The organism is Streptomyces sp. NBC_01669 (assembly GCF_026339735.1).
GTDB classification, from domain to species: Bacteria; Actinomycetota; Actinomycetes; order Streptomycetales; family Streptomycetaceae; genus Streptomyces; species Streptomyces yanii.
Map to the genome: position 1 here is coordinate 2,508,029 of NZ_JAPEQG010000001.1, position 20,909 is coordinate 2,528,937.

The window sequence follows — 20,909 nt, forward strand, 5'->3', positions numbered from 1 at the left end:
CGGCGAGCCCGCCGTCCCGGACCGGTCGGGTCCGGGACGGCGGGCGTGGGTGCCGGACAGGCGCTACCGGCGGGTCAACCGGTCATCGCCGGTCGGTGGACGACGTGAACCAGGGGTACGCGGGCGTGTCCGCGCCCCAGACGCCGGGCCGGCCGTGGGCGTCCTTGGTCACGAACGCACTCGGCTCGGAGGCGGTCACGCCGCCGCCGGTGGAGCGCGCCGTGACGAACCACGCGTGGGTCGTGCCGGGCTTGAGTCCCTTCCAGGTCACCGAGGCGATCCCACCCGAGTCGACCTTGGTCTTCCCGATGACGCTCACGGGGTCGTAGAGCGCCAGCGAGTCGGTCTTGAAGGTCGTCTTGCGGCTGCTGAGGTCGATCGGCAGCACCATGTTGTCCTCGGTGCCGTCGTAGCGGTGGTTCGTGTCGTACTCGGTGGCGCCGAACTCGTCGAGCAGCGGCGAGTAGGTGTCCACGGTCAGTTCGGAGCGGTCGACGTCGAACTGGAGCATCCGGAAGAAGCTCGCGCCGAACTGGAGCTTGTCGTCGGGCTTGTAGCCGCCGATCTCGGTGAGCCCGAGCCGGTCCGCGGACACCGTGTAGAACTGGTAGTCCGCGAGCAGCTCGACGACGTCGTGTGTGACCTCGCCGACCTTGGGCTTCACGTTGGTGCCGACGCCGTGCTCGTGACCGGCGAGGATCAGGAACACGTTCGGGTTGTCCTGGACCACCTTCTTGTACAGCATCGAGCCGTCGGGCGCGGAGAACGGGGCGCCGCGTCCGTTCGGGCTGCCGCTCGGCGCGAGGTAGTCGTGCGAGAGCAGGATGCCGTTGCGGTCGGGGAAGCGCTTGAAGACCGAGTCGGCCCATTCGGCCTCCTCGCGCGTCACGCCGTAGGAGAGACCGACCACGACGAAGTCGAGGCCGCCGGCGGAGAACAGGTCGTAGTGGTTCTGGTTGTCGCCCTCACGCCACGGGCCGCCGTACTCGGCGTGCTTCCAGCCCTTGGAGAGCGCCTGGTAGCGCTCGGGCCCGTAGTACTGGTTGTAGATCGCGTCCGGACCGTTCTCGGTGCCCGACTGGTTGTCGTGGTTGCCCGCGATCACACCGTTGGGCACACCCGCGTCGTCCAGGATCTTCTGCTGCTTCGAGGACAGCTCCAGCTCGCCGGTGATCTGGCGCTGCATGGCCTCGTCGGCGGGCTTGCGGATGTTGTTCTCGATGATGTCGCCGGTGTGGGCGACGTAGGCGATCTTGCGCTTGTCCTTGTTGTCGGCGATCCAGCGCGACACGTCGCCGTACGCCTTCTCCCAGACCGCGCGCTCCTCGGGCGTCTCCTGCTCCACCGCCCCCTCGGAAAGGTACTGCGTGTCGGTGTAGTGGACGATCGAGAAGTCGTACGAATCGGGGTCGGCGAACCGGTTCGGGTCACCGGCGTCGATGTCGTCGGCGAACGGATCCTCGCCGGTCACCATGGTGTGGACCTGCTGCCCATCGACGTACTTCCGGTCGACGACGGCGGTCAGGACGGTGTCGCCCTCGGCGACGCCGCGGGCGCTGGTCAGGACGTCCCACTTCGACGTCGCGGTGTTCCACACACGCAGCGCGGCGAGCCGCTCGGGGTCGATGACACCCTCCCAGCGCAGCACAGGCGCGTCGACGTGACCCTTCACCTGGACGTCGAACCGCTGGAACGTGACGTCCTCGGCGGCCGGCGCCTCGAGCGTCCTGCCGTCGGCGGGGGCGAGGCCTTCGGCCTTCACCTTCTTCTCGCCCTTGACCTCGAGCGTGGTGGGAACGGACGCGGCCGTGCCCTGGTACACCTGGTTCGGGGTGAGGATCTCGGCCTCGGAGAACGTGGCGCTCACCTCGCCGCCGTCGGGCTCGGCCACCTTCGCCGACAGCTTGACGCTGCTGCCCGCGTCGGTCGTGCCGGACTTCGGGGTGAGGTCGGCGGGGACGTCCGGGATGCCGGCGGAGGTGAACTTCACCTTGCGGGTTCCGCTGTTGCCGATGCCGTCGGTGCCGGACACCGTCAGGGTGTGCTCGCCGGCGGACAGGCCCGGCCCCACCGGGGCACCGAGCTGGACCGGCTTGCCGTCCAGCTTGACGTCCGGGCCGTTCACCACGCCGGAGAGGTCCTCGAGCCGGACATCGAGGACGACCGAGGCGGTGATCTTCTGACCGGCGGCGGGGACGCTGGCGGCCACCCGCGGCGCGGAGTTGTCGGTGACCAGGACCCGGGTCGCGGTCCTGCCGGTCTTCGACGTCGCGGCCAGGGTGTGCTTGCCGTCGTCGAGCTTCGTCGTGTCGAGGTCTGCGCGCAGGCCCTGGGCCGGGCCCTCGACGAAGAACTCGAGGTCGATCTCGGTCAGCGGGTTGACGTTGTCGCCGCAGTTGCCGTCACCGAGGCTGTACGAGCCCTTGAGCATCCGGCCTGCGGCGGTGCCGTTCGCCGGTGTGAGGGTGATGCCGGAGACGGCGAAGTCGTCGTGGTTGTCGCCGCATGACGTCGGATAGGTGCCGGCGACGAAGTCGATCGTGTTCCAGCCGGGGACGAGCCACTCGTTCGGGAAGGCCAGGTCGACGTGCCGACTGACGAAGTCGCCGTCGAGCACGTGCTTCTGACCGTTCACCAGAATGTGGTTCTGGTAGCGGGCCTCGATCGAGTTGCTGCCCACGGTGAAGCCGAGGGTCGCGTTGCCGGAGCCGAGGGTGTCGGAGACGTGCACGGCCGGGGCGTCGATCGCGTAGTGCAGTTCCACCTCGCGCAGGCGGGTGTCGCTGTTGCCGCAGGTGCCGTCGCCCATGGCGTAGGAGTCCGCGATGTCGCGGCCGGTGACGGTGCCGCCGTCGAAGGCGAACGCGAGACGCGAGATGTCGAAGTCGTCGCGGTTGTTGCCGCAGCTCTCCCTGTACGGGCTGGTGACCACCGTGACGGTGTTGTCACCGGGCACCAGGAATCGCGCCGGGATCGCGATGTCGACCCGCTGGCTCACCCAGGTGCCGCCCATGTCGATGCGCTTGCCATTGACGAGCAGGTAGTTGTCGTACCGGTCGTCGATCGAGTCCGACCCGACGTCGAAGGAGAAGGTCGCCGCGCGGTTGCCGAGGTGCGCATCGGTGACGGGCGCGTCGCCGTCCACGGTCAGCGACTCGGCGGCGCCCTCGGCGCCCGCCGGGAAGTTCGTGAACACCGACTGCCGTCCGGCCACCAGCGTGCCGTCCTTGGGCAGCAACCCGGGGGCGCCCGCCGGGGCGTTGTTCACCGTCACGGTGTTCTTGACGGTCCTGCCCGCGGCGGTCGTCGCGGTGAGCGTGTGCACGCCGTTGGCAAGCTTCGTGGTGTCCAGGTCGGCTGTGAGGCCGGTGGTGCCCTGCGGGTCGCCCAAGACGAAGAAGCTGAGTACGGCCTTCGTCAGCAGCGAGGTGTTGGAACCGCAACTGCCGTCGCCGAAGGAGTACGTGTACTCGTTCTCCTCACCGTCCGCGACCTCGCCGAGCAGGTCCAGGCTGATGTCGGAGAGCACGAAATCGTCGTAGTTGGTGCCGCACGAGCTGTCGACCGTGCCGGCGAAGAACTCGATCTTGTTCTCGCCCTTGACGAGGTGCTGGTTCGGGATCTCGATCGTGCCCCGCTCGTTGACGAGGTCGCCGATGTCTGCCCGGTACTCACCGTTGACCAGCACGTAGTTGTGGTAGCGGGCCTCGGTCGAGTTCGACCCGACGTCGAAACCGAGCCGGGACACCCCGACCGTCCGCTCGCCGTCGATGGCCTTCCCGTCGACCGCGAGCCGCGTCACGGAGTCACCGGCCAGCGTCGGCGTGCCCGCGGCCTTCTGCGTGCCTTCCAGATATGCACCGTCGCCGGGGGTGAGGGTCGGCAGGCTCGTGGCCTCCGCCGTCCCGCTCTGCCCTGGTGTGCGCTGCTCCGAACCGGTTTCGGCGTACGCCGCCGTCAGATTGCCGCCCGCGAGGAGCAGCGCGGTGAGAGCCGCCCCCGCGAGCCGTCGTCCACCTGATCTGCCAGTCGGCCGTACTCGCCGCTCTGTGGGCCGCATCAGCAGCCGTCCTTCCTGTTCGCCACAAGGTGAAGGGCACGCCGTGACGATGTACGACATGCCCGTGGCGAATCCTGGGCAGCGCGGGTGAATGGAGTTACATCACCCGTAAACAACCAGTGGAAGGATTGTCGGTGGCCTGGGTTCTGAGTCGCTTTCAGTGTCAGTGCCAGAGCCATGGAGGGTCACCGCAGCCGAGATCGCGAAGAGCTGCCGCGACAGACGCCAACGACTCCGCCCTGACCGTGACGGTCTGCCAAACGGGCTCTGTCGCACTTTCTGCGGCGCCGGTGCGGGATGTCGTGCCGAAAGGATCCGATGGCGCCGGTGCGGGAAACGGGCTCGACGTCGGCCGTCCAGGAGGCGAGATCGCTGCCGCGGCGCTCGGCCATGAGCTGGACGGAAGCTCGCACGAGCCGGGCCGGTGCGGTCGTCCCGGCGCAGACCGCGCGCATCCGAGCTCACGCGTGGGATCCGACTGCCCCCGTCACGGACCTGACCGTGGACAACAGGCCGACATCCTGAGTTCGCCCTCTATTTCGCCGGTGCTGGTTCGGCGATCCCGGGAGGGACCTAGGTTCGGCCCAATGAGAGCGGTAGGGAGCGCGGTCCGGGAATGGACGCGACGGGGCATGTGGGGTTCCGTGCTGCTCTCGGCGGGTGCGTGGGGCGCCGGCGCGTTGCCGCAAGGCGTGCGGGACGGGGTGTGGGGAGCACCGGGCCCGCTCGTCACAGCGGTGGGCGCGACGGCAGCATATGCCGGACTCGGGCTGCTGGTGTGGGCCTGGTGGCAGTTGGGCACGCTTTTGCGGGCCGGTGCGGCGATGAGCCGGAGGCAGCAGTGGAGCACACTGGGATGCTGGGCGTTGCCTCTGCTGCCCGCGCCGTTGCTGTTCAGCGCTGACGTCTACAGCTACATGGCCCAGGGTGCGCTGGCCCTGCGCGGCTGGAACGTCTACGAGGTCGGCCCGACGGCACTGGGCGGCCCGCTCGCCGCCAATGTCCCGGAGATGTGGCGGGACGCACCGGCCCCGTACGGGCCGGTGTCCGTGCTGACGAGCCAAGCCGTGGTATCGGTGACCGGGGAGCATCATGTGGTCGCCGCGGTCGTGGGGCTTCGGCTGGTGGCGCTCGCTGGGCTGGCCCTGCTGGCGTGGTCGGTGCAGCGGCTGGCGGTGCGGACGGGTGCCGGCGGTGGAGGGGCCTGGTGGGCGGCGCCGCTCAATCCGTTGATGTTGGCGCATGTGGTGGGCGGGGCGCACAACGAGGCACTGATGGTCGGCCTGATGATGGCCGGTTTCGTGGCCTTCCGCTCCGGACGATGGGGTCTGGGCGCGGCAGTGCTGATGGCGGCCGTGCTGGTGAAGGCCCCGGCTGCGGTGGCATTGGGGTGTGCCGCGATGGTGGCGGTGGCCGCGCAGTCGGGCTGGCGGCGGCGCTGCGGTCGTGCTCTGGGGATCGCCCTGGTGGCCGGCGGGACGCTGTGGCTGAGTGTGACCCTGTGCGGGCAGGGGTGGGGGTGGCTGCGGACCATGCGTACGCCGACCGAGGTGTACACGCTGCTGTCGGTGAGCACGGACGTGGGCAGAGTGCTGGAGTGGATCGCGGCCGCGGTGGGATGGAACGCCGCGCCGGGGGCGGTGACCGCGGCACGTACGGTCGGGACGCTGGCGGGGCTGGGCGCGGTGGTGTTCTGCCTATGGCGTGCTCCCCGCTACGGGGCGGAACGCGCTGCGGCAATGGGGCTGCTGGCCCTGGTGATGTGCGCTCCCACGGTGCAGGTGTGGTACCTGCTGTGGGGCGGGGTGCCGCTTGCTGTGGTGGCGTGGCGCACTCTGGCGGATGCCCGGGTGAAGGGGGCCGTGGTCGCTCTGCTCCTGCTGGTGCTGCCCGCGGGCCGGGGGCCCACCTGGACCTATGCGGTCGCCGCCGTCATCGGGGGGTCATTGACCATGGTGGTGCTGGCATGGACGGCTCAGCGGAGTCGGGAGCAGGCAGCCCTCGCCATGACCGGAGCCGCCGAGACAGGCCGGTTCCCGGCGCCTTCACCCTGATGGTGGCGTGAACACGGCCCCTGCCGGCAGAGGTCCTCCGGCCGGGATTTCCTGGGCATTCGCCCGCGACCGAACGACGTTGGAGGGCACAACCATGACAACCGCCGTGGACGACAACGCCGTTCCGCCGCGTGGCCGGGAACCGCAGGGCCCACAGCTTCGGTGGCCACCACTTCCGGCGGTGCGGACCGCGCTGGCCCGCCGAGCGACCTGGGTGCTGGCCGTGAGTTCCCTGGTGATGCTGCTGCTGGTGTGGATCCCCGCCTGCACCCGTTCCGGCATGGTGGATCTGCGCGTCTACCGCACCGGTTCCACCCATCTGTTCTCCGGCGACCTGTACGCCTTCCGGCTCCACCTGCCCGGCCCCGACATCTTCCCTCTGCCCTTCACCTACCCCCCGTTCGCCGCTGCCCTCTTCCTTCCCCTCTCCGCGCTCCCGTTCCCGCCGGCGGCGGCCGCCTGGACCGCGGCCTCGCTCCTGGCTCTGGTCGCCTTCGTTCACGGCAGTCTGCGCCTGGCCGCCCCGGACACACCACCCGAGCAGCACCGGCAGCGGGTACTGCTGTGGAGCGCCGCCCTGATGTGGACCGAACCGGTCACCACCACACTCGCCTTCGGACAGATCAACCTGCTGCTCGCGGCCCTGATCGTCCTCGCTGTCCAGCAGCGCGCGGCAGCCGCGGCGGGATTCGGTGTCGGAATCGCCGCCGCGATCAAGCTGACCCCGGCGGTCACCGGTCTCTACTTCCTCATCCGCAGGCGCTGGACAGCTGCCGCGTGGTCGGCCGTGGCGTTCTTCGCCGCGGCGGCGACCGGCTGGTGGCTGGCTCCAGGGCCCTCCCGCGACTTCTGGCTCCATGCCGTGGGCGATGCCGCACGCGTCGGCCCCGTCGGGTCCGGACTCAACCAGTCGTTGCGCGGGGCGCTTTCGCGCTCACTCGGCCACGATGTCGGCATGTCCGCCCCGTGGTGGACGGCGACCGCCCTGGTGGGCGTGCTGGCACTCCTCGCCGGAGTGCGCAGCGCACAGCGGTCCGACCGACTCGGGTGCCTCCTCGCGGTGCAGGTCTTCGGCCTCCTGGCCAGCCCCATCTCGTGGTCCCACCACTGGGTCTGGGCCCTCCCCGCCCTGTTCTGGCTCCTCCACACCCCGCACCGCACCCGTTGGCGCGCAGCCGCTCAGGCCGCCTGGGCGACGACGCTGCCCTGCCATCTCGCTTTCTGGCTGGTACAACTCCATCCCCGGATCGCCTCGTTCGACTACTCATGGCCCCTCGCTGTGCTTGGCTGGGCCTACCCCGTGTGCGCGCTGCTCACCCTCGTGGCTCTGACCGCTGCAGCCACTCCTCCCCCGGCTCCCCTGCACGCCGGGGAAGCCGGCAGTCCGCTGTCAGGGCAATACACCTAGTGCCCCTCCCGGCAAGCTTGCCGGTCACGGCACTAGCGCACCAGGCAGGGGCGCTTGGCGTCGAACGTCCAGCCGGGCACGAGGTACTTCATGCCCGCGGCGTCGTCCCGCGCCCCCAGCGCCTCTTTCCGGTAAAGCTCGTGGGCCGCGAGGAGGCGGTCCATGTCGAGTTCGATACCCAGGCCGGGGGCGTCGGGGACGGCGATCTCGCCGTCGACGATCCGTGGCGGGGTGACGGTGAGCCGCTCCAGGCCCTCCTGCCAGATCCAGTGCGTGTCCAGGGCGTTGTACTCGCCCGGGGCCGCGGCGCCGCAGTGCGTGATCATGGCGAGCGAGATGTCGAAGTGGTTGTTGGAGTGACAGCCCCAGGTCAGGCCCATCGCGTTGCACAGCTGCGCCACGCGCACGGAGCCCTGCATCGTCCAGAAGTGCGGGTCGGCCAGCGGGATGGAGACCGACTGCAGGGACAGCGCGTGGGCCAGCTGTCGCCAGTCGGTGGCGATCATGTTGGTCGCCGTCGGGAGGCCCGTCGCGCGGCGGAACTCGGCGAGGATCTCGCGTCCGGAGTAGCCACCCTCCGCCCCGCAGGGATCCTCGGCGTAGGCGAGCGTGCCCACCAGTGGCGAACACAGCTCGACCGCTTCGCGCAGCGACCACGCGCCGTTCGGGTCCAGGGTGATCCGTGCCCCGGGGAAGCGGTCCTTGAGCGCGCGTACGGCCTTGACCTCCTCGGCGCCCGCCAGAACTCCGCCCTTGAGCTTGAAGTCCCGGAAGCCGTACAGGTCGTAGGCCGCCTCGGCCTGACGGACGATCGCCTCGGGCGTGAGGGCCTCCTCGTGCCGGAGGCGGTACCAGTCGACGTCCGAGTCGGGCTCGCGGACGTAATCCAGGTCGGTGCGGTCGGGGTCGCCGACGTAGAAGAGATAGCCCAGCACCCGTACGGAGTCCCGCTGCCGGCCGTCGCCGAGCAGGGCCGCGACCGGCACGTCGAGGTGCTGGCCGAGCAGGTCGAGCAGCGCCGATTCGACGGCCGTGACGGCGTGCACGGTGGTCCGCAGGTCGAAGGTCTGGGCACCTCGTCCGCCCGAGTCGCGGTCCGCAAAGCGGTTCCCGATCTCGCGCAGGACGCGTTTGTAGTCGCCCACCTTCGCACCGACGACCAGGGACTCGGCGTCCCGCAGCGTCTGGGTGATCTTCTCGCCGCCGGGCACCTCCCCCAGTCCCGTACGGCCGTCGGAATCCCTGAGGACGACGACGTTGCGGGTGAAGTAGGGGCCGTGGGCGCCGGAGAGGTTCAGCTCCATGCAGTCGCGGCCGGCGACGGGGTAGACGGCAAAGTGGGTGACGGTCGGCTGGCTCATGCTTGTCGGGTCCTTGGGTAGGAGGGCGAGGCGGGGACTGTGATCAGGGGCTTCAGAGGCTGAGGAAGTCGAGGGCCCACTCGCCCGCCAGGACGCCGCCCAGGCCGAGGACCGCGAGCACCGTCGTATAGCTGGTACGGACCTTGATCGCCTCGATGACCGAGAGGTTGAAGTACTCCTTGAACAACCAGAATCCCGGGTCGTTGACGTGGGAGAAGGCGATCGACCCGCACGAGACGGCGAGCACCATCATCTCGGGGTGGGCCCCGCTGCCCGCCAGAAGCGGCAGCACCACGCCGGAGGCCGTGACGACGGCGACCGTCGCCGAACCGAGCGCGACGCGGAGGATGACCGCGATGAGCCACGCCAGGATGATCGGCGAGATCGACCAGTTCTCCGTGGCGTCCTTGATGTAGTCGGAGATCCCGCCTTCGACGAGGACGTTCTTGAAGGCGCCGCCCGCGCCGATCACCAGGAGGATCATCGCCATCGCCTGGGCCGCCGAGGAGCAGGAGGCGCTGACGTCCGCCAGACTGCGGCCGATCCGCGGTCCGAACGCCCAGACCGCCAGGAGGAAGGTCAGAAGGAGCGCGATCGGCGCCGAGCCGATGAAGGCAATCACGTGCAGGAACGAGTTCTCACCGGACGTGACCATGTCGGTCACGGCCGCGCCGGCGATCAGCACCACCGGGAAGAGAGCCACGAAGAGCGACCATCCCATGCCGGGCATCTCCTCGTCGGTGAACTCGCGCTCACTGACCAGGCCCTTGGGTATGGAGGGGTTCATCGCCTTGACGAACGGCAGGCGCGGCCACACGAGCGCGACGAGCGCACCGGCCGGTACGGCGATGAAGAGGCCGTAGAAGAGGGTGTGGCCGACGGAGGCGTGGAAGGTCGCGGCCACGGCGGTGGGGCCGGGGTGCGGCGGCAGGAAGCTGTGCATCGTGGACAGAGCGATCGACATCGGCAGGCCCACCCACAGCAGGTTCGCCCCGGTGACCCTGACCAGTGTGAACGCGATGGGCACGATGATGATGAAGGCGACCTCGTAGAACATGGTCACGCCGATGAGCATGGACGTGACCACCATGGCCACCTGGACCCAGCGGGGGCCGAAGGCATCGAGGAGCTTGCCGGCTATGCGCTGTGCGGCGCCGGAGTCCCCCATGATGCGGCCGACCATGGCGCCGAGCCCAATGGTGAGCATCGTGTCGCCGACCTGACCCCCGATGCCCTCCGAGAGGACGTCCGGGATGTCGGCCACCGGAATTCCCCGGACCAGCGCGACGCCGACCGCGACGAGCAGGAGCGCGGCGAAGCCGTTGAGTTTCAGTCGGGTCATGAGGAGCAGCAGAACCAGAACGCTGATCCCGACTACAAGGAGTGGCATGTCAGTTCCCCTTTGAACTGTCTAACTGTCGAACCGCCGACCTGCTGGTGACTCCTCGTCGGAGCCGGTGGCAATGGCGGTGGGTGAAGGGGGGTGCAGCAGGTGGCGGGGCCGCGTCAGACGGCGCGTCGGCGCACGGCTCCGACCAGGTTCAGCCCGTCGTCGAGGAGCTTCTCCAGATCGGCGAGGTCAGCCGGGCCGGGGTCGGTGAGCGGGGCGCGTACGGGGCCGACCGGCAGGCCGCGCAGCCGGGCCGCGGCCTTGAGCAGAGACACGGCGTAACCCGGCACCCGGTCGCGCAGCTCGACCAGCGGGACGTAGAAGTCGCGCAGCAGTGTGTTCACCCCCGCGTCGTCGCCGCCTCGCAGGGCGGTGAAGCAGGCGTCGGCGATCTCCGGCGCGAACGCGTGGACGGCCGACGAGTAGGCCGGGACGCCGACGGTGGCGTACGCGCGGGCCTGGATCTCGGCGGTGGCGGCGCCGTTGAAGAAGAGGAAGCCGTCGGGTGCGGCGAGGGTGAGGCGCTGGAGCCGATCGAGGTCGCTGTGCCCGTCCTTCAGGCCGATGACCGTGGGGATCTCGGCGATCCGGCGCACGCTTTCGGCGGTGAAGGCGACCTGGCCGCGCTGGTATGCGATGAGCGGCAGCCGGGTGCCGGTCGCGATCCGGCGCAGCTGCTCGACCAGACCGTCCTGCGGGGCTCCGACCAGGTAGTGCGGCAGCACCAGCAGGGCGTCGGCGCCGGCCTCCTCCGCGATGCGGGCGAACCGCAGTGCCTGTGCCCAGCCGTAGCCGATCCCCGCCACCACGGGCAGCCGGCCGTCGGCGACCTCGACCGTGGCCTCGACAACCGCGCGGTACTCGTCCTCGTCCAGCGCGCTGAACTCCCCGGTTCCGCAAGCCGGGAACACCGCGCCAGGTGCGGTGAACAGCTGGGCCGTCAGATACGCCCTGTACGACTCCAGGTCGAGGCTGCCGTCGTCCCGGAAGCTCGTGAGAGGGAAGGACAGCACTCCGCCCGCCATGCCCTCGCGCAGCCGCTGAGCGACGCCTTCGATCTCCGCACTGAACCGTTCCATGAATCCCATCCCCATATGCAGATGACGTACATGTATGAGAACGGAGGTTAGGTGGGTGACCAGGACGCGGTCAATGGGTGCGCCGACGCGGATTTAAGATGAGGCCATGCCGGAAAGCAGCGGGGTCCGTGGGGTGAAGTCGGCGGCCCGGACGGTCGCACTGCTCGAACTGCTCGCCGCACGGGGCGACCGGCCCGCACGCCTGGACGAACTCGCCAAGGAACTGGACGTCCCGCGCAGCAGCATGTACCAGCTGCTGCAGACCCTCGTCGACTGCGACTGGGTGCGCTCCGACACGACCGGCTCCCTCTACGGCATCGGCATCCGCGCCCTGCACACGGGCACGAGCTACCTGGACAGCGACCCACACGTGCGCACGGCCCGCCCCTATCTCGACGAGGCATCGGACACGCTGGGCGAGACGATTCATCTGGCCCGGCTCGACGGACCGAACGTCATCTACCTCGCTACGCGCGAATCCCACGAGTACCTGCGCACCATCAGCCGGGTCGGCCGCCGGATCCCGGCCCACGCCGGAGCCCTCGGCAAGGCTCTGCTCGCCGAGCGCCCCGACGACCAACTCCCGCTCGTTGAAGGCCCTTTGGCAGCCCTCACGGAGAAAACCCACACCGAATACGCCGCGCTGCTCGCCGACCTCGCCGAAGTGCGGAAGCGCGGCTACTCCGTCGAACACGAGGAGACAGTGCCCGGCATCGCGGGCTTCGGCTTCGCCCTGAGGTACGACACGCCGGCCACCGACGCCATCAGCTGCTCGGTGCCGGTGGCGCGACTCAGCGAGGAGCACGGGGCCCGGATCGTCGCGGTCATGCGGGAGATACGGACGAAGATCGAGAGTGTCCTCACACCCGCTTCAGGCGCTCCTGACTGGCGCTGACCCCCGCGGCGCTCTTCGTTCCAAGCGGACCTCTTCTTCCAAGGGGTCGGAACGCAGCGGTAGTTCGCCGACCACGTCGAACCCGCCCTCGGGGCGTGACACTTCCGCGAGGCGGCCGCCGACGCACGGGGCGCTCGCACTTGCCGTCGAGCCCGAAGCCGCTGCATGTGGCGGCCTGCGGCCCCTGCGCGATCCGCCCACCGCCGAGACCGACGAGGAGGGATGAGCCCGCAGGTGTGTTCAGCCGGCGGCGGCATCGCCGTACGCGAACGCCTTCGACGCCTCAGAGCCTGTCGGGTGACCTCTGGCCGTCGACGTCTACGAACGCACGCCGACGCTTCTGGAGAACCGCGGCGGCGGGATCGTGCTCCAGCCCACCACCATGTCTACGTCGCCCTGCTCAACGCATGCGCCTGACCGGCCCACCCACACAGTGATTGCACTGTGCACTTTCTCACAGAGCGAGACGAGACCCATGTCGGTAGCGTCCCGACCAGCCGACGTGACGACAGCTCCGGCTGCCCCCTGGAAGTCCGTTACACCTGAGGAGAAACAACCGTTGTCCATCTCGACCACGCCCCGGGCCAGTTACTTCGAAGCCATCGACGGCCACCGCTACAAGCCGACGACGCACGCGGGCGGGGCCTGGGACCCCGACGAGCAGCACTTCAGCCCGCTGGGCGGGCTCGTCGTCCACGCCCTCGACCGCCACCGGGCAGCCGGCCCGGACGACGGCCTGGTGCTCTCCCGGATCAGCTACGACATCCTCGGCCGCCTCGCCCTCGACGAGTGCGAGATCGAGGTGGAGACCATCCGCCCCGGCCGGACCATCGAGCTCCTCGAAGCGGTCGTACGGATCGCCGGCCGCCCGGTCGTCCGGGCCCGCGCCTGGTTCCTGGCAAGCCTCGACACCACCGCGGTCGCGGGCGGGCCCGACGACCGCCTCACCTCGCCGGAGTCACTCACCACGTGGCCGATGTCCGAGGTGTGGCCCGGCGGCTACATCGCGTCCCTGGACGTCCGCCCGGTCGCGCCGCCCCGGCCGGGCCGCACGACCGCCTGGGTCTCCACGCCACTCGATCTGGTCGCCGGCGCTCCCGTCAGCCCGCTCGCGTCGTATCTCGCCCTGGTCGACACCGCCAACGGCATCGCCGTCCGGCAGCCGCCCACCGCGTGGATGTTCCCCAATGTCGACCTGACCGTCCACCTCCACCGCCAACCACGAGGCACATGGACGGGACTGGACACCACGGTCACCTTCGGCCCCTCCGGACAGGGCCTCACCAGCACGGTCCTGCACGACGTCGACGGCCCGGTCGGGCACGCCCAGCAGATCCTCACGGTCCGTCCCCTGTCCGGGGCATAAGGAGGGTGCGGGCCTCGATGGCCTCGAGGACCGAGGCGGACAACGCCTGCCGGACATCACAGGGCCGGGTCGGCGGCGGCAGCCGTCGTAGGAGCGGGGTCATTGAGGCCGAGCCGCTGTCCAAGGCCGACGCCGTGCCGGTAGAGGGCGGTTCCCTCGACAAGGCAGTCCTTCTCCCATGCGGCCAAGGCCGCCTCCACGGACGGGAGTTGCTCATGCACCTGCTGAGCAATCCGACAGGGGAGGGGTCGTTGCAGATGGCGGACGAGGTACGTGGCGGTTCTCACCCTGCCGCCGCACGCCCCATCACCTCACCGCGGTTCCATCCCGGCATCAACAACCTCACGACCCGCAACAGCGGGTTCGGCTACTCCTCCTCCGCCGCCTTGCGCGTAGTGAACGGCAGCACGAGCCGGGAGGGGTGCGCGGCGTCGCGGTAGATCTTGTGGCTGACGGGGCGGCCGACCGGCAGGTGGAAGGCGTCCGGCGGCAGCAGCGCGTTGTGCTCGTCGGCCAGCGGCTCGTCGTTGGAGAGCTCCACGACCAGCTTGTGGCCCGGCAGGAACGTCGCCGCGAACGGGTAGACGCGCAGCACGTACTCCTCGATCTTCCCCGGCTCGACCGGCACCGCGCGGGTGTGCGGGTGGTAGGGGTTGCCCTCCGTGGTGCGCTCCTCGTCGAGCTCGCGGTGCGAGGCCTTGAGATAGGCAGTCGTGATGAGCTGTCGCTTGCCATTCGGGGCCTCGTCCCACATGCGCAGGATGAAGTTCGTGTCGGGCTGGTCGATCTCCGCGAAGATGTGCGCCGCGCCCTGACCGATCATCTCGGTGGGCTCGGTGAACGGAGCGGTGCTCCAGCTGAGGATCTCCACCCTGTCGGTCACCGTCAGCGGCGCCTGGTAGAAGCCGTCGGGGGCGGCGTGCTCGGCGCCCATGAGCTCGGGCTCGAAGGAGAGCTTGCGGCGCGGGCGGAGGTAGAGCGACTTGTGCTCCACGTTCTTCGGCGGCCACTGCGCGCCGGTGACGTTTTCACGCGAGCCCTCGACGAAGACAGTGACTGCGGGCTCGTCCATGATCCCGTTGTCGATGCCCTTGATCCAGTAGTCGTACCAGCGGAACATCTTGTCGTGCTCCTCGATGAAGGGGCGCGACTGCATCGGCGGGTAGGGGCCGATGTCGAGCTTCTTCGGGCCCTTCAGCGAGTTGTAGAGCTCGATGGTGCCGTCCATCGTCCAGCCACGGCCCTGGTCGATCTGGAGCCAGACCGGTATGTCGATGTGGGGCGCGAGCGTGACCGGGTTGCGCTCCTCGTACCACTCGCCGTCGACCTCGTTCATCACGATGTCGAACCAGGCCTCGTGGTTCTTCGGGTAGTTCAGCACGTGGACCAGGTTCGGCCAGGCGGCCACGTCCGGGTCCTGGAGCCGCTTGGCGACGCGCTCCTTGATCTCCTCGGGGGAGTAGGTCTCGAGCATGCGGGACTTGACACGATCGGTGAAGGCCCAGCCGGAGTCGCCACCGCGGCCCTCGCGGGCGGCGCGCGGCATGAACCACATGACGCCGCCGTGGTAGGTGGTCTCGTAGAAGTCGTAGTGGCCGCCGCTGACGAAGATCGCCTTGAGGCTCGGCGGTCGCTCGGCCGCTGCCAGCACCTGCATCGAGCCGAAGTAGGAGATGCCGATCATGCCGACGTTGCCGTCGCACCACGGCTGGGCCGCGACCCACTCGATGAAGTCGTATGCGTCTTGGCCGAGCGAGACACCACCGGCGTTGTAGTTACCGATGTGCTCGCCCTCGGAGGCGCCGGAGCCGCGCAGGTCGCCGATGACGTGGACGTAGCCCTCCTTGACGACGCGCGCGATGTCGCCCGCTTCGATGCAGCCGTCCCACATCGGGCTGGGGCGCCGCTGCGGCGGCGTCGTGAGCGCAAGGGCCTGCAGCTCCTTGCCGTACGGGCTGAGCGCCACGAGCGCCGGACGCGGCTTGTCGTCCTGGCCGTGGTACGCGTCCACGGCGAGTTCGACGCCGTCCCGCATCGGCACCCGGAGGTCCTTGCGGACCGCGACGGTCTGCTCCCCCGCCCGGATCGTCTGGAAGTCGGTCATGAGTGCGAAGCTCCTCTGGGGGTCTGGGGGTCATCCCCCGGGACAGTGCGGTACGAGTTCTGTTCGAGGTGCGTGCGGTAGCCGTGCATCGAGGTGAAGAACGGCGATGGCTCGAGCGTGGGGTCGCCGGTGTAACCGAGCTCCTCGGCGACTCGGGCGAAGGGGGAGTACGACGAATCCGTCTCCTGCAGGCCGGCTTGCAGGCAGCCGCAGGCGGCCGCGGTCACACGGCTCTCGATCGCGAGACTGTGGGCGATGGCCTCCTGGGCCTGTGCGGCGTCGAGCTCGACGCCGTACGGCGTGCCGTCGGCGCGGCGGTACGGGTGTCCGAGGTACAGGTGCTGCGGACGGATCTCGTCGCGCAGGTACTCCAGGCTGGTGCGGTAGGCGACCGGGTCCAGGTAGCCGGGGAAGCCGTTGGCCGCCCCGTGGACCTGAACGGCGTCGCCGACGAACACCGAGCGCCGGCCCTCGACGACGTACGCGACCGATCCGGGCGTGTGACCCGGAATCGAGTGCACCGAGACGGTGACGTCGCCGCCGAGGGAGATGGTCTCGCCGCCCTTGACGAGCATGGAGGGCTCCATCTCACCTGAGATGACGGCATGTGCCGCGGCCGTCACCTTCGCCTCTCCCTCGGGGTCACCCAGGTACTGGCCCCGTCCCGCGAGGTACTCCTCCACGTGGGCCCGCCGCGAGCGGAGCATCGGTGCGTCGGCCTCGTGGATCACCACCTGTGCGCGCCGGCCGGTGAGCTCCCACAGTGCGTGCGCCCCGCCGACGTGGTCGATGTGACCGTGGGTCAGCAGGATCCAGCGCACGTCCTGGATGCGGCGCCCGATCGCCTCGAGCGCGGGAAGCATCCCTTCGGCAGGCGAGGAGGCGATCCCGGTGTCGACGATGGCCGGCTCGGGTGCGTCGATGAAGAAGCTGTAGAGACCGAACCGGCCCCACGGCGAGACCAGGGGATGGACGTTGGCTGCGTGCGTCATGGCTTTCCTTCTGAACTCGTACGTGGGTCGGCCAGGTCAGCGCCGGCTGAGGAAGTCGCGCGTCTGTGCGAAGACCCTGTGGTACTTCGGGATCCAGGAGAAGTGCTGGACGAATCCATGGCCCGCGCCCTCGTACCGGCTCACCGTCGCCTCCACGCCGGCCTCCCGCAGCCGCCGGCCGTAGAGCTCGCCCTCGTCGCGCAGCGGGTCGTGCTGCGCGGTGACGATGAGGGCCGGCGGCAGCCCGGTGAGGTCCGCCCGCTTGACCGGCGAGACGAGAGGGTCCGCCGGATCGGCGCCGCTGTCGATGTAGAACGCGTTGAAGGGTTTCAGCCCTGCCGTCTCCAGGCCGAAGCCCACGGCGTTCTCCCGCAGCGAGGCATAGCGGTCGACGTCGAAGTCGAGGTCGAGCGAGGGGTAGTAGAGGACCTGGTGCGTGATCCGGTCGAAGCCGTCGTCGTGCGCCCTGGCCGCGACCGCCGCGACGAAGGTGCCGCCGGAACTGTCGCCGGCGATGGCGAGGGTCGTGCCGTCCCAGGCGAGGCTCGCACCTTCCTCGACAGCCCAGCGCACCACCGCGTAGCAGTCGTCGAGACCGGCCGGAAAGGCGGCCTCGGGCGCCAGGCGGTAGCCGACGGAGACGACCTTGAGACCGGTCTCCTTTGCCAGCGAGCGCGCGACATGGTCGTGCGTCTCCAGGCTGCCGAGGAAGAACGCGCCACCGTGGAAGTAGACCAGGACGCCGTAGCTGTCGGCCTCGACCGGCGTGTAGATACGCACTGGCACCTCGCCCGACGCCGTCCGCGCGGTCACGTCCTCGACCGCGCGGAGCGGCAGGCGCTCCTCGAGGGGAGCGATGTGCGCCTCGTCCGCGGCGCGCATGGCGACCGGGTCGAGGGGACCCTCGGGCGGGGCAGGCAGGCCGGCGAGAACCTTGGCGATCTCAGGATGCAGCGACATGACATCACTCCTGCGGGGCAGCGGTTACGGGCTTCTGACCGGGGAAGACGTCATCGATCTCTTCCTCGGTCCACCCCTGACGCGAGATGCGCTGCAGCTCGTCGGTCGCCGGCTTGCGGGTGGCCTGGTACAGGGCCAGCGCCTCCTTCAGGGAGTCCGCCTGCCGCAGGGCGTCGGCGAGCGCTCCGGCGTCCTCGATGGCCGAGTTCGCGCCCTGGCCCTGGTGGTGCAGCATCGAGTGGGCCGCGTCGCCCACGAGGACGACGGAGTCCGAGTGCCACGTGTCGACCGGGTCGATGTCGTAGACCGCGCGGATGCTCACGGTGCCCATGTCGAGGTCGCGCGTGATGTTCACGAGACGCTCGTCGAAGCCTTCCACCGTCGCCAGGAGGTCGTCCTTGGTGACCTGCGGTGCCCAGGTGCTGTCCGGGCACAGGGCGGTGATGTCGAACGACACCTGGCCCCGGTGGCGCAGCGGAAGCAGGTAGATCTTCGTGCCCCGGCCGATGTACATCCGGAGGTTGTCGTCGACGACCATCCCGTGGGCGTCGTCGACGGGGATCACCGTGCGGTAGGCGTGCTCACCCGAGAACACCGGCCCCTTGTCGCTGAACAGCTGCCGGCGCACCACCGACTTGATGCCGTCGGCACCGACGACCAGGTCGGCCTCGACGGTTTCGCCGCCCGCGAAGGTGAGGACGGAGCGGTCGCCCCTGTCCTGGATGGTCTCCAGCTTGTGGCCGAGGTGCACCATGCCCTCGGGAAGCACACCGAGGAGGGCGTCGATGAAGTCACCGCGGTGGATCAGGTGGGTGTAGGTCTGCTCGCCGGCGGCCGGCCACGCCTCTTTCATGATCGGCTCAGCGGTGGCCGTGAGGATCTCGAAGTACTCGCTGGGCGAGCTCACCTTCGCGATCGCGTCGAAGATTCCCCACTCGCGGAAGCGGTTGATGGTGGCCGGACGCAGACCGATGCCGGCACCGACCTCCCGGATCTGGTTCGCCTGCTCGTAGACGTCGACGGTGGCGCCGAGCAGGCTCAGGGCCTTGGCCGCAGCCGCGCCGCCGTATCCCGCGCCGACGACGGCGATCTTCAGGTTCTTCAGGTCTGAGGACTGCATGGTGGCTCTCTCTACTTCTTGATGGTGAGGAAGTCGGCGGGGTTGTCAACGAAGATCGTCTTGATCGCGGCCTCGTCGAGGCCGGCGGCGCGGAGGTCCGGGATGAGGTCGTCGAAGATGTAGTTGACGGTGTGTCCCTTCACGCCCGGCCAGCCCAGCGGGCTGCAGTTGGCGTCGGCGGAGGCGAGGACCTGCTGCAGCCGGCCGTCGCCGATGAACCGGAGGAAGTGGTCCAGCCGCTCCTTGCGGGGGCGCGCCCAGAACGGCGGGTCCGACAGCTCGGTCTCGTAGCCGAAGGTGTCGAAGCCGATGCGGCCGCCCTGCTCCGCGATCCAGACGTCGCGCGTCTTGTCGGCGTTCACGCCGTCGTCGACGTGCCCGAACAGGACGCGGTCCAGGGGGAGGCCCTCTTCGTTGAAGATCGCGATCGCGTTCTCGGCGTCGATCGCGAGGTGGGTCAGGATCGGCACGCCCGTGGTGAGCGAGGCGCGGGCCGCGGCGCGGTAGATGCGCTTGTCCAGGTCGGTCATACGGCCGCCGCGGCTCACCCCGACCTTGATGACACCGGCGAGGCTGCCGGTGTTGCCGATGCCGACGGTGATCTCGTGGACGAACTGCTGGGTCAGATAGTCCACGCCGGCCCGGGCGAAGTGCGGCAGGGCGGTGTCGCCGCCGACGAAGCCGGTGCAGGCGACGATGTGGACGCCGGTCTTCGCGGACAGCGACTTGTAGTGGTCGACGTCACGGCCGTTGCAGATCCCGGTCGCGTCGACGAAGGTGCCGCCGCCGTGCTCGTGGAACGTGCGCAGCTTCGGGACGGTCTCCTCGTACCGCTGCTCGGGGGTCTTCCACCACCTCGTGTCCAGCTCGGAGCCGGGCATGCCGTAGCCGATGTGCTCGTGGACGGCCACGAGACCCAGTTCCTCGGTCGGGACCGGCCCCAGGACGGTATTTACTCGCGACACAGAACTCACCTTCGAGAAAAGGGACTTGATGGGCGTTCGCGTCGGCGCGCTCAACGCACCGACAGCAGGTCGCGCGGGTTCTCCACGAGAATCCGCTGCGCGTCCTCGTCGCTGAGACCCTGTGCCTTCAGGAGCGGGACGAAGGTGGTCAGGACGTAGCTGTACGGCAGGTCGTTGCCGGGGTGGCCCTTCGCCACCCCGGTCGCGTTGCTCGAGAGCAGGATCCGGTTGCCGAAGCCGGCCTGCACGAGGTCGGCGACCAGGGCGGCGCGCTCGGCATCGGTGATGTGTGCCTCGTCCTCCACGCCGACGTGGTCGAGTGCGACATAGGCGCCGCGGCGGGCGATCTCGAGGGGCGCACCGGCGGCGACGGCGTCCTTGCGGTCGAGTCCGCCGACGACGACGCGGTCGGCCGGCAGCTCCTCTTCCAGGACGATGCCGAGGTCGTGGACGGCGTCGCTCCCGTAGCGGATGGAGACCGCGACGCCGGTGCTCAGGGCGGTCCGGGCCGCACCGCGGAACAGGCTCTCGTCGGTCGCGGTCATGCCCTCGAGGGTCGCGGCGGTGGCCACCAGGCCGGCGGCGCCTCGTCGCTCCACGCGGGGGACCACCATGCCCTCGGTGATCTCCTCGGTGAAGAGGTCGGCGAACTTCTCGGTCGGCCACGGCGTCGGCGGGTTGGTCTGCGGCGTGAGGAAGTAGCCGCCGAGCAACTCCTCCGGGCCCTGGCCCGTCGAGGCGACGATGTGCACGCCGGTCGTGCGGGAGAGGGTCTCGTACAGCCGGACGTCCCGGCCGTGGAACATGCCGGTGCTGTCGACGATCGTGCCGCCGCCATGGGCGCGGAAGTCCTTCAGCTTCACGGCGAGCGCCTCGAAGACCTCGGCGCGGTCGATGGTGACGTCGAAGGCGTACTCCGCACCCGGAACCACCGACAGCAGCGCCTCGTGGACCGAGACGACGCCCAGTTCTTCAGCAGGCACTGGGCCCAGGACGGTGTTCACGGTATTGCTCTTGCCGCTCATGCCTGCCTCACGTGTCCGGGGTGGGGTGCACTGCACCCCATGGCTTGCAGTCACGGTATCCATTCGGTTTACATGACGTCAATGAAATGAACACCAAGAAAAAACAATACACGTGGGGTAGGGCGGACAG

General features: G+C 69.4%; 15 protein-coding genes. 4 read left to right on the plus strand and 11 right to left on the minus strand.

Annotation, left to right across the window (positions count from 1 at the left end; all coding sequences use genetic code 11):
* Positions 1 to 82: 82 nt before the first annotated feature.
* Positions 83 to 4,060, minus strand: a complete 3,978-nt coding sequence (locus OG972_RS10915) for a metallophosphoesterase (RefSeq protein WP_266980539.1) — start codon at positions 4,058 to 4,060, stop codon at positions 83 to 85.
* Positions 4,061 to 4,647: 587 nt separating this feature from the next.
* Between OG972_RS10915 and mptB the strand changes: the two genes are divergently transcribed.
* Positions 4,648 to 6,114: a polyprenol phosphomannose-dependent alpha 1,6 mannosyltransferase MptB gene (mptB, locus tag OG972_RS10920; RefSeq protein ID WP_266980541.1), complete on the plus strand. Its 1,467-nt coding sequence runs from the start codon at positions 4,648 to 4,650 to the stop codon at positions 6,112 to 6,114.
* A 94-nt stretch (positions 6,115 to 6,208) separates the two neighbouring features.
* The gene (locus OG972_RS10925; RefSeq protein WP_266980543.1) at positions 6,209 to 7,522 is read left to right on the plus strand and encodes a glycosyltransferase 87 family protein; all 1,314 of its coding nucleotides are present in this window, start codon (positions 6,209 to 6,211) and stop codon (positions 7,520 to 7,522) included.
* 32 nt (positions 7,523 to 7,554) lie between these two features.
* On the opposite strand, the gene OG972_RS10930 is transcribed toward OG972_RS10925, so the two are convergent.
* The 3 genes from OG972_RS10930 to OG972_RS10940 all read right to left on the minus strand — a co-directional run bounded on the left by OG972_RS10930 (position 7,555) and on the right by OG972_RS10940 (position 11,352).
* Positions 7,555 to 8,883, minus strand: coding sequence for an enolase C-terminal domain-like protein (locus OG972_RS10930; RefSeq protein ID WP_266980544.1), 1,329 nt, complete (start codon positions 8,881 to 8,883; stop codon positions 7,555 to 7,557).
* Positions 8,884 to 8,935: 52 nt separating this feature from the next.
* Positions 8,936 to 10,273, minus strand: a complete 1,338-nt coding sequence (locus OG972_RS10935; protein WP_266980546.1) for a gluconate:H+ symporter — start codon at positions 10,271 to 10,273, stop codon at positions 8,936 to 8,938.
* A gap of 116 nt (positions 10,274 to 10,389) precedes the next feature.
* Positions 10,390 to 11,352, minus strand: a complete 963-nt coding sequence (locus OG972_RS10940) for a 5-dehydro-4-deoxyglucarate dehydratase (RefSeq protein WP_266980548.1) — start codon at positions 11,350 to 11,352, stop codon at positions 10,390 to 10,392.
* A gap of 106 nt (positions 11,353 to 11,458) precedes the next feature.
* Between OG972_RS10940 and OG972_RS10945 the strand changes: the two genes are divergently transcribed.
* Both OG972_RS10945 and OG972_RS10950 read left to right on the plus strand, forming a co-directional pair.
* A complete protein-coding gene (locus OG972_RS10945) occupies positions 11,459 to 12,247 on the plus strand; it encodes an IclR family transcriptional regulator (protein ID WP_266980550.1) in 789 nt (262 codons plus the stop codon).
* A 559-nt stretch (positions 12,248 to 12,806) separates the two neighbouring features.
* Positions 12,807 to 13,613 carry a thioesterase family protein gene (locus tag OG972_RS10950; protein ID WP_266980552.1) on the plus strand — a complete coding sequence of 269 codons (807 nt, stop codon included), beginning with the start codon at positions 12,807 to 12,809 and terminating at the stop codon, positions 13,611 to 13,613.
* Between the two features lie 56 nt (positions 13,614 to 13,669).
* Here the strand turns inward: OG972_RS10950 and OG972_RS10955 are convergent, their stop codons facing one another.
* The 7 genes from OG972_RS10955 to OG972_RS10985 all read right to left on the minus strand — a co-directional run bounded on the left by OG972_RS10955 (position 13,670) and on the right by OG972_RS10985 (position 20,779).
* A complete protein-coding gene (locus OG972_RS10955; protein WP_266980554.1) occupies positions 13,670 to 13,801 on the minus strand; it encodes a hypothetical protein in 132 nt (43 codons plus the stop codon).
* A 179-nt stretch (positions 13,802 to 13,980) separates the two neighbouring features.
* On the minus strand, positions 13,981 to 15,717 hold the full coding sequence (locus tag OG972_RS10960) for a CocE/NonD family hydrolase (protein WP_266980556.1): 1,737 nt from the start codon (positions 15,715 to 15,717) through the stop codon (positions 13,981 to 13,983).
* A complete protein-coding gene (locus OG972_RS10965; RefSeq protein ID WP_266980558.1) occupies positions 15,714 to 16,709 on the minus strand; it encodes an MBL fold metallo-hydrolase in 996 nt (331 codons plus the stop codon). Before OG972_RS10965 ends, OG972_RS10960 begins: the two co-directional genes overlap by 4 nt.
* Positions 16,710 to 16,745: 36 nt before the next feature.
* Entirely contained in the window at positions 16,746 to 17,669 is a 924-nt protein-coding gene (locus OG972_RS10970; protein ID WP_266980560.1) for an alpha/beta hydrolase, read from the minus strand.
* Positions 17,670 to 17,673: 4 nt separating this feature from the next.
* Positions 17,674 to 18,789 (minus strand): NAD(P)/FAD-dependent oxidoreductase, encoded by a 1,116-nt coding sequence (locus tag OG972_RS10975; RefSeq protein WP_266980562.1) that lies wholly within the window; start codon positions 18,787 to 18,789, stop codon positions 17,674 to 17,676.
* An 11-nt stretch (positions 18,790 to 18,800) separates the two neighbouring features.
* Positions 18,801 to 19,754, minus strand: coding sequence for a phosphotriesterase (locus tag OG972_RS10980; protein ID WP_266980564.1), 954 nt, complete (start codon positions 19,752 to 19,754; stop codon positions 18,801 to 18,803).
* Between the two features lie 50 nt (positions 19,755 to 19,804).
* Positions 19,805 to 20,779 carry a phosphotriesterase gene (locus OG972_RS10985; protein ID WP_266980566.1) on the minus strand — a complete coding sequence of 325 codons (975 nt, stop codon included), beginning with the start codon at positions 20,777 to 20,779 and terminating at the stop codon, positions 19,805 to 19,807.
* Positions 20,780 to 20,909 lie beyond the last annotated feature (130 nt).